Here is a 13,768-nt window from a genome sequence, read left to right as displayed (position 1 = left end):
GTGGCGGGCATCCGTCCGCCCACGACTGGGGGTCACCATGATCGAAACGCGGGGGCTACGGAAGTCCTTCATGTCCCGCCAGGGCCGCGAGAAGAAGACCGTCGACGCCGTCCGCGGCGTCGACCTGACCGTCGCCGAGGGGGAGATCTTCGGCTTCCTCGGCCCGAACGGCGCCGGCAAGACCACCACGCTGCGGATGCTCGCCACGCTCATCGAGCCGGACGGCGGCGACGCCACCATCGCCGGCGCCGACCTGCGCAAGGACCCGGGCGAGGTCCGGCGCCGGATCGGGTACGTGGCCCAGGGCGGCAGCACCTGGGACGACTCGACGGCCCGCGAGGAGCTGGTGCTCCAGGCCCGCCTCTACGGCATCTCGAAGTCGGCCGCCACCGCCCGGGCGGCGCGCGTGCTGGAGGGCTTCCAGCTCAGCGAGTATGCCGACCGCAAGTGCAAGACCTACTCCGGTGGCCAGCGCCGCCGCGTCGACATCGCGCTCGGCATCATCCACGAGCCGAAGGTGGTCTTCCTGGACGAGCCGACCACCGGCCTCGACCCGCAGAGCCGCGCGCACATGTGGGACGAGGTCCGCCGGCTGCGCGCCGAGGGCATGACGGTCTTCATCACCACGCACTACCTGGACGAGGCGGACGCGCTCTGCGACCGCATCTCGATCATGGACAACGGCGAGATCGTCGCGTCCGGCACCCCGGCGGAGCTCAAGCGCGAGATCTCCGGCGACGTGGTCCGGGTCGGCGTGGCCGCACCGGCCCGCGCGGCCGAGGCGCTGGGCTCGGCCGACTTCGTCAACAAGCTGGAGACCCACGAGGACAGCGTCCGGCTGTACGTGGACGAGGGCGCGAGCACCATCCCGCTGATCCTGCGGGCGCTGGACAACGCCGGGGTGCCGCTGGAGACGATCGAGCTGCACCGGCCCAGCCTCGACGACGTGTTCCTGACCAAGACCGGCCGATCGCTGCGGGAGAGCTGAGCCGTGAAACTGCTGCGCGACACCTACCTGATCTTCCAGCGGCAGATGCAGCTGCTGCTGCGCAACCCGGTCTGGATCCTCGTCGGCATCTTCCAGCCGGTGATGTACCTGCTGCTGTTCGCCCCGCTGCTGAAGCCGGCGCTGGGCGTGCGGACCAACGCCGAGGCGTACGAGATCTTCGTGCCCGGCCTGCTGGTGCTGCTGGCCATCTTCGGCGGCCTGTTCCAGGGCTTCGGCCTGATCGCGGAGCTGCGGGCGGGCGTGATCGAGCGCTCCCGGGTCACCCCGGTCAGCCGGTTCGCCCTGCTGCTGGGCCGGTCGCTGCGGGACACGGTGTCCCTGCTGGCCCAGGCCGTGATCATCACGCTGCTGGCGCTCGTGTTCGACCTGCGGGTGTTCATCGGCTACCTGCTGCTGGCGTACCTGATGCTGGCCCTGATCTCGCTGATGACCTCGGCGGTGTCCTACGGGGTGGCGCTGGCGGTCAAGAGCGAGGACGCGCTGGCGCCGCTGATGAACACGGTGGCCCAGCCCGTCCTGCTGCTCTCCGGGATCCTGCTGCCGTTGACCTTCGCCCCGGGCTGGCTGCAGGCCATCGCCGACTGGAACCCGTTCTCCTGGGCGGTGAACGGGGTGCGGGCGCTGTTCCTCGGCGACCTGGGCGCCCCCGCGGTCTGGCAGGGGCTGCTCATCATGGCCGCGCTGGCCGCACTGGCCCTGTTCTGGGCGGCGCGGCTGTTCGCCCGCAGCGTGCGCTGAGCCGGCTCAGCCGTTCCGGCGGCGGGCCATCGTCAGCCCGTCGGCGATCGGCAGGATGACCAGCTCGACCCGCGGGTCATCGCGGGCCAGGTCGTTGAAGGTGGTGATGGTCCGGTCGTCCTCGCTCCGCGGATCGAGGACCCGGCCGGACCACAACACGTTGTCGACCAGCAGGACACCGCCGGGCCGCACCCGGGGGACCAGCTCGTTCCAGTAGGTCGGATAACCGGCCTTGTCGGCATCGATGAAAACCAGATCCAGGTACGCCTCGGACGGCAGCTCCCGGAGCCGCTCGGCGGCCGGCCCGACCCGCAACTCGATCCGGTCCTCGACACCGGCCCGCTTCCAGTAGCGCCGGGCGATCCCGGTGAACTCCTCGGAGATGTCAAAACAGGTCACCTTCCCGCCCTCGGCGAGACCCCGCGCGATGGACAGCGAGGAAAGCCCGGTGAAGGTGCCGACCTCAACCGCCTGCCGTACGCCCATGAGCGAGGTCAACAACCGCAGAAAGGCGGCCTGCTCGGGCGCGACCTGCATGCTCGCCTCCCCGGGCAGCGCGGCCCGGGTCTCGGCAATGAGCTCAGCGGTGACCTGGTCGGGCGGCGTGCTGTGGTCCAGCAGGTACTGGTGCAGCTCAGGCGTGAGCGCCAACGGCTCGTAGCTCATGCTTCCTCGTTCCTCCACAACTGCGGCACGGTGACGCCGAAGGTCATGAGCAGCCGCCGGAACAACGGCAGCGACAAGCCGATGACGTTCCCGGCGTCCCCCTCGATCCGGTCGACGAAGGCCCCACCCTTGCCGTCGATGGTGAACGCCCCGGCAACCTGCAACGGCTCGCCGGAAGCGACGTACCTGGAGACCTCGTCATCGGTGAGATCGGCGAAGTGCACGACGGTGGCGCCGACCTCCTCGGCCTGCTTGCCGGTGACCAGATCGGTGAGGTGATGCCCGGTGTAGAGCACACCGGACCGTCCCCGCATGGCGTGCCAGCGCTTGACGGCCTCGGCGGGGGTGTGCGGCTTACCGAGGATCTCGCCACCGAAGGCGAGCACGGAATCGCAGCCGAGCACCAGAACGCCGGGATCCGCGGGAAGGGCGGCGGCGACGGCCCGCGCCTTCAGCCGCGCCAGCGCCAGACAGAGATCGGCGGGATCGTCGGTCTCCACCACGGACTCGTCAACGCCACTGACATGCACGTCAACATCGATACCGGCGGCGTGGAGCAGGGCGCGCCGAGCGGGACTGGCCGAGGCGAGCACCAGGCGGGGGGTGTTGTCGGTTTGCACGAGGAGTAACGCTACAAGCCCCGAGCCCGGCGACGGGCGAGGAGGAAGGCGACGAGGCCGCCGAGCAGGACAAGCACGGCGACGCCGCCGGCGATGAGGGGAGTGTTGCTGCCGGCGGGCTTGGTTTCGGCCTGGGGCGCGGGCGCGGCGGTCGTGGTGGGCGCCGGCGCGGGGGACGCCGACGGGGCAGCGGTGGCGGCAGGGTCACTCAGGGCGGCAACGATGTTGATGATGCCGTGCCCGTAGTCCGGATCGACGCCCGGAGCGCCCTTGTCGACTGCGGTGGACTCCAGGCGTTTGACGACCTCGGTGGCGCTCATGTTCGGGTATTTGCTGCGCAGGAGAGCGGCCGCGCCGGAAACGATGGCCGCGGCGTCGGAGGTGCCGTCCTGACCGACGATGTAGCCGCCCGTGCGGCCGGTGCTCGCGATGTCTTGTCCGGGCGCAGTGAGGTCGAGCGCCTTTCCGGAAACGGAGATTGCAGCCTTCTTGCCGTTGCGATCCACCGCGCCCACGGCGACCACACTTTCGAGGAACGCCGGCGCCGCGACGGAGACGGAGTCAGGCTTGTTGCCCGCTCCCGCGATGACCACCACATCGGCTTCCTGGGCTTCCTGGATGCCCTTGATGTCGTCCGGGTCGATGCCGCCAGCTAGGGAGATGTTGATGACCTTCGCACCATGGGCGATCGCATAGCGAAGAGCCGGGCCGAGGCTGTTCAGAGTTCGGCCTTTGCCAAGTACCCGGATCGGGATGATCTTCGCATCGGGCGCGATCCCCAGGGCGCGTTCGCGGCTGCCGCCATGCGCGGCGATCAAGCCGGCCATGCTCGTGCCGTGTCCGGTCAGATCGGTGCGCCCATCGCCGCCGGGCTTGAACAGGTCGGTGCCGCTCACCACGCCGGGAAGGTCACGGTGTTTCGCGATGCCCGAGTCGATCACGGCTACGGTGACGCCTTTTCCGGTGCTGAGGCGGTGCGCTTCCTCGATGTGCAGATAGCCGAGATGCCATTGGTCGCCCCGGAGGTCCGCGAAAGCGGGTGTCCCGTAAGCGGCGGCACCGGCTCCGGCCAGCGCCGCCGCGAACAAAGCGATGAGCTTCCGGATCATCTCGAATGGCCGATGGCGGGCCCAGGATCGATGGGGCCGTAGTCGTCCGGCGGAAGCACGACCGGATCGACGCCTTTCTCGATCGACCACGGATTGTCCGGGTCCCAGCGCTCCTGCTCGCCGTCCTGGCGTCCGCCGCGTCCGCGGCCCGGGGCACCCGCCATGGGGCCGTTCTGCGGAGGCAAACCATGGGCTGACACTCCGGCACGAGCACCCTGCTGGCCGATGACACCACCGACCGGGTTCACCCGTCCGGCGCCGGGCGCCCGACCGCCGGAAGTGTTGGCCGGCATCTGCCCGATCATTCCGCTGCCCGGGTTGGCGCCGATGACGCCTCCCGACGGCATCGTCATGCGGCCGGTGCCGGGAGGAATTCCAGGCTTGACGAGGCCGGATTGCGGCGGCCTCGTGCCGGTCGGCGGGACCCCGCCCGGCGGCAGGAGCCCGCTCGCGCCTGGGGTCCCGATGACTCCGGGCACCGGACCCAGCCCGGGAGCGGGCGGTGCGGGTGCCGGACCCGGCGCCGGCAGCCCAGGGCTGGGCGGGGAGATGACCGGCGGGTTGCCGACCCCGCCGAGAATCGGACCGGTGCCCACGCCGCCGACTGGGGTGTGCGTTGTCGGCGACGCCGGGCCTGTTGGCGACAAGGAGCCAGGGCTGACTGATCCTCCTGAGGATCCGCCGCCGGGGGCCGGGATGACCGGGGGAGCGGCGAAGCCACCGGCGCCGCCATCGGTGCCTCGGTCGTCTTCCCCGCCGCCGACCTGCCCTTGCCGAGGGTCATACGGCTTCGGCTTCTGGAGGGCGGAGTGGCCGCTCAGCACCGTGCTGCTCAGGTCGTACATGATGACGCGGGCCTGGCGGTTCAGCTCTTCCTGCTGCGCCGATGACACCGGCGGGACGTTGCGGGCACCCGACGGCGAGGGTGACGGTGTCGGCGTGGGTGACTTCTCCGCCGCCTCCTGCTTCTGCTGCCAGACGAAGTTCTGCTTGGCGTTGCTCTCGTACGTGTTGTAGAGCGCCTTCAGCTTGTGCCGGGCCAGGCTCAGGGTCAGCGTCACCGTGGAGAATGCCGTGTAGTTTGCGGACGCCGCGTCGTGGGTTGCCTGGAGGTCGGCCATCAGCTTGTCCAGGCGGGCGATGTAGGCCGCTGCGGCAGGGCTCTTCGCCGGCGGCCACACGCTGGCCAGGTTGTCGCGGTAGACCCGCACCTGCGCGAGGTGGGCGAGCGTCAGGTCTGCTGTCTTGCTCCAGCCGCCGACCACCTGGTAGTGGGCTTCGGTGTCCTGGTTGGCGATGGCCGCCCACATGGCCGGGACTTCCTTCGCGACCCAGTGGGTGCCGCCGTAGCCGCCGCCTCCGTCAGCGATCAGCATCAGCCGTTCTCCCCCGATCCGGTCTCGCTAAGCAGCGGGTTGGCCGCCGCGTCGAAGCCGTCGTTGACGTCGCGGACTCTCGCGCGGGCGAAGGCGTCGCTGGACGCGTACTCCTCGCTGATCGACTTCGCGACCACGGCGAAGTGGTTCGTGCCGTCGCGGAAGTTGAACGTGTTGGAGAAGGTCTGCTGCTGAACCTCGTGGTGCAGCTGCAGGAAGCTCTGCAGCTCGGGGAAGTCGGGGCCGGCGGCCGGCAGCTCCGTCATCATGGCCGGGATCACCTGCTGCAGGGGCGGGTCATAGCCGTTCTGGACCTCGTTCGCGAGCGTCGCGGCGAACTCCTCCATCGCGCGGATGTCCGTCTCGATCGAGCTTTCGCTGCCGATCAGTGGCGGTGGACCGTCGTCTGCGATCATGATGCGAGCCCTCCCCCGAGAGTGCGAAATCTCCCGCGAGAGTAGTCTGTGACGGCTTGTCGCTGCAGCCCCTACCCAGGGCTATGGACAGTCGCAACGTTACCGAGACCCGTCGATGGCTAGCGGGGTAACGCCGAGGATCGCCAGGACGGCCGGGTCGCGGCTGGGCGGGCGCTTCGCATCCACGCTGTCAGGCCCGGCCCCGGTGAAGGTGAATCCGCTTGCGTGGATCGGCCGGCCAGGGCGCAGACCAGCGCCGCCAGTTCTTCCGGGGTCGGTGTGCCTCGCACGACGTTGACCAGCGGTTCCTCATCCATTGATCAAGCTTACGGCCCTGCGGGAGGTTCTCGGTGACACGCGTCCCACACTCGGCTGATCGATTCGCTGCGGCTCGACATGACCGGGTATTTTCTGCGTGATGTCTACTTCCCCTCCGCTCATTGTCGCTGACCGTTACCGGCTCGTTGCGCCGCTCGGTCAGGGCGGGATGGGTCGTGTCTGGCGGGCGACCGACGTCGTCCTGCACCGCGAGGTCGCCATCAAGGAGCTCGTGCCGCCGCCGGGGCTGACCCCCGACGAGCGGCGGGAGATGCGCGAGCGTTCGCTGCGGGAAGCGCGCGCGATCGCCCGGCTCAACAACATCAACGTCGTGCGAGTCTTCGACGTGCTGCGCACCGACGCCGATCCGTGGATCGTCATGGAATACGTCCCGTCCCGGTCCCTGCAGGACATTCTCGCCGCGGACGGGCCTTTCGCCCCGGTCCGCGCCGCCGAGATCGGGCTCGGCGTGCTCAACGCCCTGCGGGCCGCGCACCGGGCCGGCGTCGTGCACCGGGACGTGAAGCCCGGCAACGTGCTGATCAGCGAGGACGGCCGGGTCGTGCTGACCGACTTCGGCCTCGCGACCGTGCCCGGCGACCCGAACGTCACGCGTACCGGTCTGGTTCTGGGTTCGCCCGCCTACATCGCGCCGGAGCGCGCCCGGGACGGCACCGCCGGGCCCGGCGCCGACCTCTGGTCGCTGGGCGCCACGCTCTATGCGGCCGTCGAGGGCGCCTCGCCGTTCGCGCGGCCGTCCGCGATCGCCACGCTGGCCGCCCTGGCCACCGAGAACCCGCCGCCGGCCCGCAACGCCGGCCCGCTCAAGCCGGTGCTCAACGGCCTGCTGCGCAAGGACCCCGCACACCGGATCAACGCCGACGAGGCCGAGCGGCTGCTGATGCGGGCGACGGGCCGCCGGTCGAAGCTGAGCTTCCCGATGAGCCCGACCATGCGCCGCCCCGGCATCGGCCGCGAACGCCCGGCCATGGGCACGCCGCCGGTCGTCCCCGGCGTGTCGGCCTCGGCGCCGGTGGTCCCGGGCCCGCGCCCGCCGATCACCCCGGCCCACCCGCTCGGCCCGCCGGTCAACCCCGGGCGCGCCGCGGCCGGCCCGCCGGTCACGTCGGGCCGCGCACCGGTCTCTCCGGCGGCGCCGGCCGGTCGCGCGCCGATCTTCGCGCCCGGCAAGGCCTCGGTGGGCCGCCCACCGGCGGAAACCCCGACGCGGGTCGATGGACCGAAGCCGCCCGAGCTGGATGCAACCCGGATCGAAAACCCCAACCGCAGCGGTACGGGCACACCACAGTCCCCGCCCCCAGGGGGAGATGCACCAGCTTCGCGCCGTCCCGCCCTGGACGCGACGATGCGCGGGTCGGGCTCCGCTTTCGGCTCGCTCACGGCCGACGAGGTAGCCGCCCACCGCAAGCGCCCACCGGCCGCACCGGGCGCCCCGGCCACCCCGCCGCCGTCCCGGGCATCGGCGGCAGCAGCCACCGCAGCCGAACACCACACCCCGGCAACGGGTCGCGCCACCGCTACTTCACCCGTAAAGCCGAGCACGCCCCGCCAACCAGGCGCTGGAACGGCAGGCCGTGGCGCAGCGGCAGCCGGCGAAGCAGCGACCGCGGCAACGGCAGCGCCCGAGAAAGCAGCGACACCCGCCGGCGCGCAGCCGACCAGGTCCGAGGCGAAAGTCGCCGCCCCGGAGGCCGAGAAGCCGTCGACAAACGCAACACCGCCCAACGCCGCAGACCAGGACGACGCAGCCAAGCCGTCATCCGACCCGCAACCGTCAGCAGCCGCAGCCGACGCCGGGCTTGCCGACGCCGGGCATGCCACTGCCGAGCCCACCACCGCCGGGCATGCCATCGCCGGGCATGCCACTGCCGAGCCCGCCACTGCTGAGCCTGCGACTGCTGAGCCTGCGACTGCTGAGCCCGCGACTGCCGGGCTTGCCGACGCTGAGCCTGCGACTGCTGAGCCCGCCGCCGCCGAGCCCGCCATCGCCGGGCTTGCCGACGCTGAGCCCGTCACCGCCTCGTTCGCCGGCGCGGAGGCGAGCGAAGCTGACTCGAAGTCCCCATCAGCGGGCCGGCAGGCAGCTCCCGCCGAGCCGGCCGAGCAGGCAGCAGCCGACGCGACCGCAGCCGGCACTCCCGCAGCAGCTCCCGAGACATCGGCCGACACGCCGGAGAAGCGACCGGCGACGGCTAAGAGCGAGCCGGAAGCGCCGCAGGCCGACGCCGACACGCCCGGCCCGGAAATCGAATCTCGTGCTGACGCGGCTGCCAAGTCCGTGACGGCAGCCCGCACCGGCGCGAGCACCAAGGCTTCCCGCAAGAAGGGCCGCGGTCGCACCGCCGCGGCTACGCCGGTCGTCGCCCCGGCCGGCGATGCATCCACCGGGCAGGGCGTGGCCGCGGGGGGCACGCCTACGCCGGCAATGGCCGAACCCGCGGCCTCCACATCCGAAACGCCGCAGTCCGTAATGTCGAAGGGCGACCCGTCAAAGGGCGAATCACCGGCTGGTGGAACGCCGACAGCCGGATCGTCGGCTGGTGGAACGCCGACGGGCGAAATGTCGGCGCGTGAAACACGGACGGATGAAACGTCGCCGGATGAAACGTCGACGGATGACCGGCCGACGGACGACCGGCCGAAGGGCAATGTCACGGACGGCGCCCTCCTAGCGGCCGACGCAGAAGCCGCCGCCGAACCAAACCCGGCCATCACCGACAAAGCGCCTACCGCCCAGGGCGAGCAGCCGAACTCTCCGGACAATGCGCCGACCGCTCAGGCCGAGGCGTTGACAGCTCTCGGCGAAGCGGAAGCCGCCGCGGGCAGGGCGTTGACAGCTCCGGGCAAGGCGGAGTCGGCCGCGGGCGCGGCGTTGACAGCTCCGGGCAAGCCGGAGTCGGCCGCGGGCGCGGCATCGACCGCTCCGGGCAAGGCGGAGTCGGCCGCGGGCGCGGCGTCGACCGCTCCGGGCAAGCCGGAGTCGGCCGCGGGCGCGGCATCGACCGCTCCGGGCAAGGCGAAGTCGGGCGCCGGTGCGGCATCGACCGCTCCGGGCAAGGCGGAAACCGCCGCAGGCAAGTCGTCGACCGCACCCGGCAAGGCGGTGACCCCCGCCGGCAAGTCGTCAACCGCTGCCACCAAGGCGGACCTCACCGTCGGCAAGGCGTCGACTGCCGTCGGTAAGACGTCGACTGCCCCCGGTAAGGCGCCAACGGCCGCCGCGGGTCAAACCCCCACCCCCAAGGAAGACGCCAGCCGCACCCGGATCATCGGGCCCACCCCCGGCGCACCCATCTCCGGCGCCCCCGGCTTCGGGAAGCCGAGCCGTCCTGCCTGGCAGCCGATGACCGTTCGCGCCCCTTCCTCCGGTGCCAGGGGCGTCACCGTTTTCGGCACCACGCTGACCCGGCGGCAGACCGTTGTCGCTGTTGCCGTGCTGGTTGCCGTACTGCTGGCTTTGGTTTTTCTTGTTCCCAAGGCGTTCGGGGACGATGGCGAGCAGGCGCGGGATGACGGCCGTAAGGCCGGCGGCGTGCCGGTTGCCAGTGCGCCCTCGGTCAAGCCTTCCGCCAGGCCGAGTTCGGCGCCCGCTGCCGCGCCCACCACGCCCAAGCCGTCGCCCACCAGCAAGGCGCCGGCCGCCGGGGGTGTGCCGAAGGGCTGGTACCTCTACAAGGGTGACGGCTACTCCGTGCCGGTGCCGGAGGGTGCTTCGGTGCGACGGCAGGGCAGCGAGGTGTACTTCACCAAGAACAACCGGTTGCTGATCATCGATCACTCCGAGCAGCCCAAGGACGACCCGGTGGCCGACTGGGAGGCGCAGGAGGCCGAGCGGCGTGGGACGAAGTATCGCGACTACGACCGGATTGATCTCCGGCCGTTGAACTACCACGGCAAGGCCGCCGACTGGGAGTTCACCTATGTCACCGACAGTGGCAACAAGCAGCATGCCGTGAAGCGGGGTTTCATCACCACGCCCGGCAAGCAGGCCTACAGCATCTCCTGGTACACCTCGCCGGGGGACTGGGCAGCCAGTCAGAAGGACCTTCAGGTGATCTACCAGGGGTTCAAGCCCACGCGGTGATCTCCAGGTGTGAGTGACAGGTGAATGGGTACTCATCGGTCACCACTGATGGAGGTGCATGATGATTCGACGACACGGCAGTAGGCCCACGATCGCTTTGTGGATGCTCGTCGCGATCGCCGATGTCGCGCTGGTCGTGGCGGCCGCCGGAGCCTTGGTGCTGACGCTGGCCGTCGCCGCCGCTCTGATCGTGGCCGGTGGCGTCTGGATGCTGCAGCGTCGTGCGGTGCCGCAGCGGGAGTCCGTGCTGCGCCGCCGCGCCTGAGGGCGCGCTGATCGACTACGCTCGCGGGCTGTGTCGATCGACTCGGTAAGTGACCTCTGGGACACCCTGCTCGGTGCCCAACCGGACCCGCCCGGCCTGCTTGTCCTGGTGACGGCGGTGATCGCGCTGGCCGTGGTCGCCTTCCGGCCGCTGTGGCGGGTCGCGCGCAATGCCATCACCATCGCCCATGAGGGTGGACATGCGCTGGTCGCGCTGCTGACGGGCCGCAAACTGCGCGGTATCCGGCTGGAGTTCGACACCTCCGGGCTGACCCTCTCGGCCGGTCGGCCGACCGGGCCCGGCATGATGTTCACCCTGCTCGCGGGCTATATCGCGCCCTCGCTGGTCGGCCTGGGCGGCGCCTGGCTGCTCGGCGGCAACCGGATCACGCTGCTGCTCTGGCTGGCGGTCGTGCTGCTGCTGCTCATGCTGATCAACATCCGGAACGTGTTCGGCGCGGTTTCCGTGCTGGTCACCGGGGCGATCGTGTTCGCCGTTTCCTGGTACGCGTCGCCGCAGGTCCAGGCCGCGTTCGCGTACGTGGGGGTGTGGTTCCTGCTGATCGGGGGCGTGCGGCCGGTCTTCGAGCTGCAGAAGCTCCGCAGCCGGGGCCGAATGCCGGAGTCGGACGCGGACCAGCTGGCCGGCGTCACGCACATTCCGGCGCTCTTCTGGGTCGGTGTGTTTCTCGCGGTGGATCTCGCCGCGCTGGTGATCGGCGGTTTCATGCTGGCCGGTCAGTGGCTACCGGCGGTCAGCACCACCCCCTGACGTGGAGTAGTGGCGGTGCTACACATTGAGTAGCCGTCCGGGGAAGGCTTACCGGCATGGCGGGCTCGCTGGGGATGGCCTGGTCCACCGCGGTGGTGGCGTTCGTCGCCGCGGTGCCACTGTGGCGGTACACCACCAACGCGATCACGATCGCGCACGAGGGCGGTCACGCGGTCTTCGGCTGGCTGTTCGGCACCACGGTCAAGCACGTGAAGATCTTCCACGCCGGTGCCGGCGAGATGCTGCCCGGCCGGGAGAACGCCGTCTCGAAGTTCGTCTCGCTGGTGGCCGGCTACCTGGGGCCGTCGATCATCGGCTTCGCCGGCGTGCAGCTGCTGGTGCACGACTTCCACCCGCGGGTGGTGCTGCTGCTCAGCCTGGTCTTCCTGGCCGGCGTGCTGATCATGGTGCGGAACCTGTTCGGCGTGTTTGTCATCCTGAGCGTCGGCGCCGTCCTGTGGGTGGTCGCCATGCGCTCGACCGAGCCGGTCCAGCTGGTCTTCGCGTACGTCTGGGTCTGGTTCCTGCTGATGGGCGGCGCCCGCCAGGTGCCCGAGCTGTTCTGGGCGATCCACGGCGGTGACGAGACGACCGACGCCGGCCAGTTGCAGGGGCAGACGCTGATCGGCGACGTGGTGTGGCTGCTGTTCTTCTGGGTGCTGTCGCTGGGCGCGCTCGTCTACGGCGGCGCGTTGCTGCTGCGGCACGCCGGCTGAGGTCTCAGAGCGGGATGTTGCCGTGCTTCTTCGGCGGCAGGGTCTCCCGCTTGCCGCGCAGCGTCCGCAGGGCCATGGTGACCTGCGCCCGGGTCGCGGACGGCGCGATGACCGCGTCCACGTAACCCCGCTCCGCCGCGATGTACGGGTTGGCCAGCGTGTCCTCGTACTCCTTGATCAGCTCGGTGCGCAGGGCCGCCGGGTCGTCGGCCGCGGCCAGCTCGCCGCGGTAGAGGATGTTGACCGCGCCCTGGGCGCCCATGACCGCGATCTGCGCCGTCGGCCAGGCGAAGTTCATGTCCGCGCCGAGGTGCTTGGAGCCCATCACGTCGTACGCGCCGCCGTACGCCTTGCGGGTGATCACCGTGACCTTGGGGACGGTCGCTTCCGCGTACGCGTAGATCAGCTTGGCCCCGCGCCGGATGATGCCGTCCCACTCCTGGCCGGTGCCCGGCAGGAAGCCGGGCACGTCCACGAAGGTGACCACCGGGATGTTGAAGGCGTCGCAGGTGCGCACGAAGCGCGCGGCCTTCTCGGACGCGGCGATGTCCAGCGTGCCGGCGAAGTGCATCGGCTGGTTCGCCACGACGCCCACCGGCCGGCCCTCGACCCGGCCGAAGCCGACCACGATGTTCTGCGCGTAGAGCGGCTGGACCTCCAGGAAGTCCGCCACCACGGCCTCCACCACCCGCTTGATGTCGTAGGGCTGGTTCGCCGAGTCCGGGATCAGCCGGTCCAGGGCCCGATCCGCTTCGCTCGGCGCGAGCTCGGCGGGCAGGTCGAAGGTGGTCGGTTCGTCCAGGTTGTTGCTCGGGAGGTACGAGAGCAGCGCGCGCACGTAGTCGATCGCGTCGTCCTCGTCGCTGGCGAGGTAGTGCGCGTTGCCGCTGCGGGTGTTGTGCGTGCGCGCGCCGCCCAGCTCCTCCATGCCGACGTCCTCGCCGGTGACCGTGCGGATGACGTCCGGGCCGGTGATGAACATGTGCGAGGTCTGGTCGACCATCACGGTGAAGTCGGTGATCGCCGGGGAGTAGACCGCGCCGCCCGCGCACGGGCCCATGATCAGCGAGATCTGCGGGATGACCCCGCTGGCCCGGACGTTGCGGAAGAAGATGTCGGCGTACAGGCCGAGCGCGACCACGCCCTCCTGGATCCGCGCGCCGCCGGAGTCGTTGATGCCGATGATCGGGCAGCCGATCTTCATGGCCAGGTCCAGCACCTTGACGATCTTGGTGCCGAACACCTCGCCCAGCGAGCCGCCGAACACGGTGAAGTCCTGTGAGAACACGCACACCGTGCGGCCGTCGACGGTGCCGTGGCCGGTGACCACGCCGTCGCCGTACGGGCGGTTCTTCTCCAGGCCGAAGGCCGTCGAACGGTGCCGGGCCAGTTCGTCCAGCTCCACGAAGGAGCCCTCGTCGAGCAGCAGCGCGATCCGCTCGCGGGCGGTCTTCTTGCCGCGGGCGTGCTGCTTCTCCACCGCCCGGGCCGAGCCGGCGTGCACGGCCTCGTCGGTGCGCCGCCCGAGGTCGGCGAGCTTGCCGGCCGTCGTGTGGATGTCATCCTGCTGCGTCACGTCCTGCTGCGCCGTCACGATGCCCCGTCCTCCGCTCGCCCACGCATGCCCACCTGCCAGGCGGCATTCACGCCGAAGAGATC

General features: G+C 70.6%; 12 protein-coding genes and 1 pseudogene. 6 read left to right on the top strand and 7 right to left on the bottom strand.

The annotated features are described in order from the left end of the window. The first annotated feature begins 37 nt into the window (after window positions 1-37). Together ACIBQZ_RS07360 and ACIBQZ_RS07355 are read left to right on the top strand one after the other, a co-directional pair. Entirely contained in the window at window positions 38-988 is a 951-nt protein-coding gene (locus tag ACIBQZ_RS07360; protein WP_396087605.1) for an ATP-binding cassette domain-containing protein, read from the top strand. A gap of 3 nt (window positions 989-991) precedes the next feature. Continuing rightward, window positions 992-1,747 (top strand): ABC transporter permease, encoded by a 756-nt coding sequence (locus tag ACIBQZ_RS07355; RefSeq protein WP_396087604.1) that lies wholly within the window; start codon window positions 992-994, stop codon window positions 1,745-1,747. A gap of 6 nt (window positions 1,748-1,753) precedes the next feature. Here ACIBQZ_RS07355 and ACIBQZ_RS07350 read toward each other — a convergent pair whose 3' ends face one another. From ACIBQZ_RS07350 to ACIBQZ_RS07325, 6 genes are all read right to left on the bottom strand, one after another. Continuing rightward, window positions 1,754-2,413, bottom strand: coding sequence for an O-methyltransferase (locus tag ACIBQZ_RS07350; RefSeq protein WP_396087603.1), 660 nt, complete (start codon window positions 2,411-2,413; stop codon window positions 1,754-1,756). Further along, window positions 2,410-3,033, bottom strand: coding sequence for a Maf family protein (locus ACIBQZ_RS07345; protein ID WP_396087602.1), 624 nt, complete (start codon window positions 3,031-3,033; stop codon window positions 2,410-2,412). Before ACIBQZ_RS07345 ends, ACIBQZ_RS07350 begins: the two co-directional genes overlap by 4 nt. Before the next feature lie 11 nt (window positions 3,034-3,044). After that, the gene (gene mycP, locus ACIBQZ_RS07340; protein WP_396087601.1) at window positions 3,045-4,142 is read right to left on the bottom strand and encodes a type VII secretion-associated serine protease mycosin; all 1,098 of its coding nucleotides are present in this window, start codon (window positions 4,140-4,142) and stop codon (window positions 3,045-3,047) included. Then, window positions 4,139-5,518 (bottom strand): hypothetical protein, encoded by a 1,380-nt coding sequence (locus tag ACIBQZ_RS07335; protein WP_396087600.1) that lies wholly within the window; start codon window positions 5,516-5,518, stop codon window positions 4,139-4,141. The genes mycP and ACIBQZ_RS07335 overlap by 4 nt, the downstream gene beginning before the upstream one ends. Continuing rightward, on the bottom strand, window positions 5,518-5,934 hold the full coding sequence (locus tag ACIBQZ_RS07330; protein ID WP_396087598.1) for a hypothetical protein: 417 nt from the start codon (window positions 5,932-5,934) through the stop codon (window positions 5,518-5,520). The genes ACIBQZ_RS07335 and ACIBQZ_RS07330 overlap by 1 nt, the downstream gene beginning before the upstream one ends. A 119-nt stretch (window positions 5,935-6,053) precedes the next feature. Further along, window positions 6,054-6,251: an acyl-CoA carboxylase subunit epsilon gene (locus tag ACIBQZ_RS07325; protein ID WP_396087597.1), complete on the bottom strand. Its 198-nt coding sequence runs from the start codon at window positions 6,249-6,251 to the stop codon at window positions 6,054-6,056. Window positions 6,252-6,352: 101 nt separating this feature from the next. Between ACIBQZ_RS07325 and ACIBQZ_RS07320 the strand changes: the two are divergent. From ACIBQZ_RS07320 to ACIBQZ_RS07305, 4 genes and pseudogenes are all read left to right on the top strand, one after another. Further along, window positions 6,353-7,801: pseudogene (locus ACIBQZ_RS07320) on the top strand (protein kinase); the annotation flags it as partial. A 2,659-nt stretch (window positions 7,802-10,460) separates the two neighbouring features. Further along, on the top strand, window positions 10,461-10,622 hold the full coding sequence (locus ACIBQZ_RS07315; RefSeq protein ID WP_396087596.1) for a hypothetical protein: 162 nt from the start codon (window positions 10,461-10,463) through the stop codon (window positions 10,620-10,622). Window positions 10,623-10,652: 30 nt separating this feature from the next. Further along, window positions 10,653-11,393 carry a M50 family metallopeptidase gene (locus ACIBQZ_RS07310; protein WP_396087595.1) on the top strand — a complete coding sequence of 247 codons (741 nt, stop codon included), beginning with the start codon at window positions 10,653-10,655 and terminating at the stop codon, window positions 11,391-11,393. 56 nt (window positions 11,394-11,449) lie between these two features. Next, window positions 11,450-12,109, top strand: coding sequence for a M50 family metallopeptidase (locus tag ACIBQZ_RS07305; RefSeq protein ID WP_396087594.1), 660 nt, complete (start codon window positions 11,450-11,452; stop codon window positions 12,107-12,109). A 4-nt stretch (window positions 12,110-12,113) separates the two neighbouring features. On the opposite strand, the gene ACIBQZ_RS07300 is transcribed toward ACIBQZ_RS07305, so the two are convergent. Beyond that, window positions 12,114-13,685 carry an acyl-CoA carboxylase subunit beta gene (locus ACIBQZ_RS07300; protein ID WP_396087923.1) on the bottom strand — a complete coding sequence of 524 codons (1,572 nt, stop codon included), beginning with the start codon at window positions 13,683-13,685 and terminating at the stop codon, window positions 12,114-12,116. Between the last annotated feature and the right edge of the window lie 83 nt (window positions 13,686-13,768).

Origin of the sequence: Actinoplanes sp. NPDC049599, from assembly GCF_044465625.1 — a bacterium.
Classification (GTDB): Bacteria; Actinomycetota; Actinomycetes; order Mycobacteriales; family Micromonosporaceae; genus Actinoplanes.
Note: the sequence above shows the minus strand (reverse complement) of the source record. Positions and strands in the feature narration are given on the sequence as shown.

Bases quoted from the DNA above. Each gene is read 5' to 3' on its own strand.
- ACIBQZ_RS07360 (WP_396087605.1), top strand. From the start codon at position 38: ATGATCGAAACGCGGGGGCTACGGAAGTCCTTCATGTCCCGCCAGGGC.
- ACIBQZ_RS07350 (WP_396087603.1), bottom strand. From the start codon at position 2,413: ATGAGCTACGAGCCGTTGGCGCTCACGCCTGAGCTGCACCAGTACCTG.
- mycP (WP_396087601.1), bottom strand. From the start codon at position 4,142: ATGATCCGGAAGCTCATCGCTTTGTTCGCGGCGGCGCTGGCCGGAGCC.
- ACIBQZ_RS07335 (WP_396087600.1), bottom strand. From the start codon at position 5,518: ATGCTGATCGCTGACGGAGGCGGCGGCTACGGCGGCACCCACTGGGTC.
- ACIBQZ_RS07330 (WP_396087598.1), bottom strand. From the start codon at position 5,934: ATGATCGCAGACGACGGTCCACCGCCACTGATCGGCAGCGAAAGCTCG.
- ACIBQZ_RS07325 (WP_396087597.1), bottom strand. From the start codon at position 6,251: ATGGATGAGGAACCGCTGGTCAACGTCGTGCGAGGCACACCGACCCCG.
- ACIBQZ_RS07315 (WP_396087596.1), top strand. From the start codon at position 10,461: ATGCTCGTCGCGATCGCCGATGTCGCGCTGGTCGTGGCGGCCGCCGGA.
- ACIBQZ_RS07305 (WP_396087594.1), top strand. From the start codon at position 11,450: ATGGCGGGCTCGCTGGGGATGGCCTGGTCCACCGCGGTGGTGGCGTTC.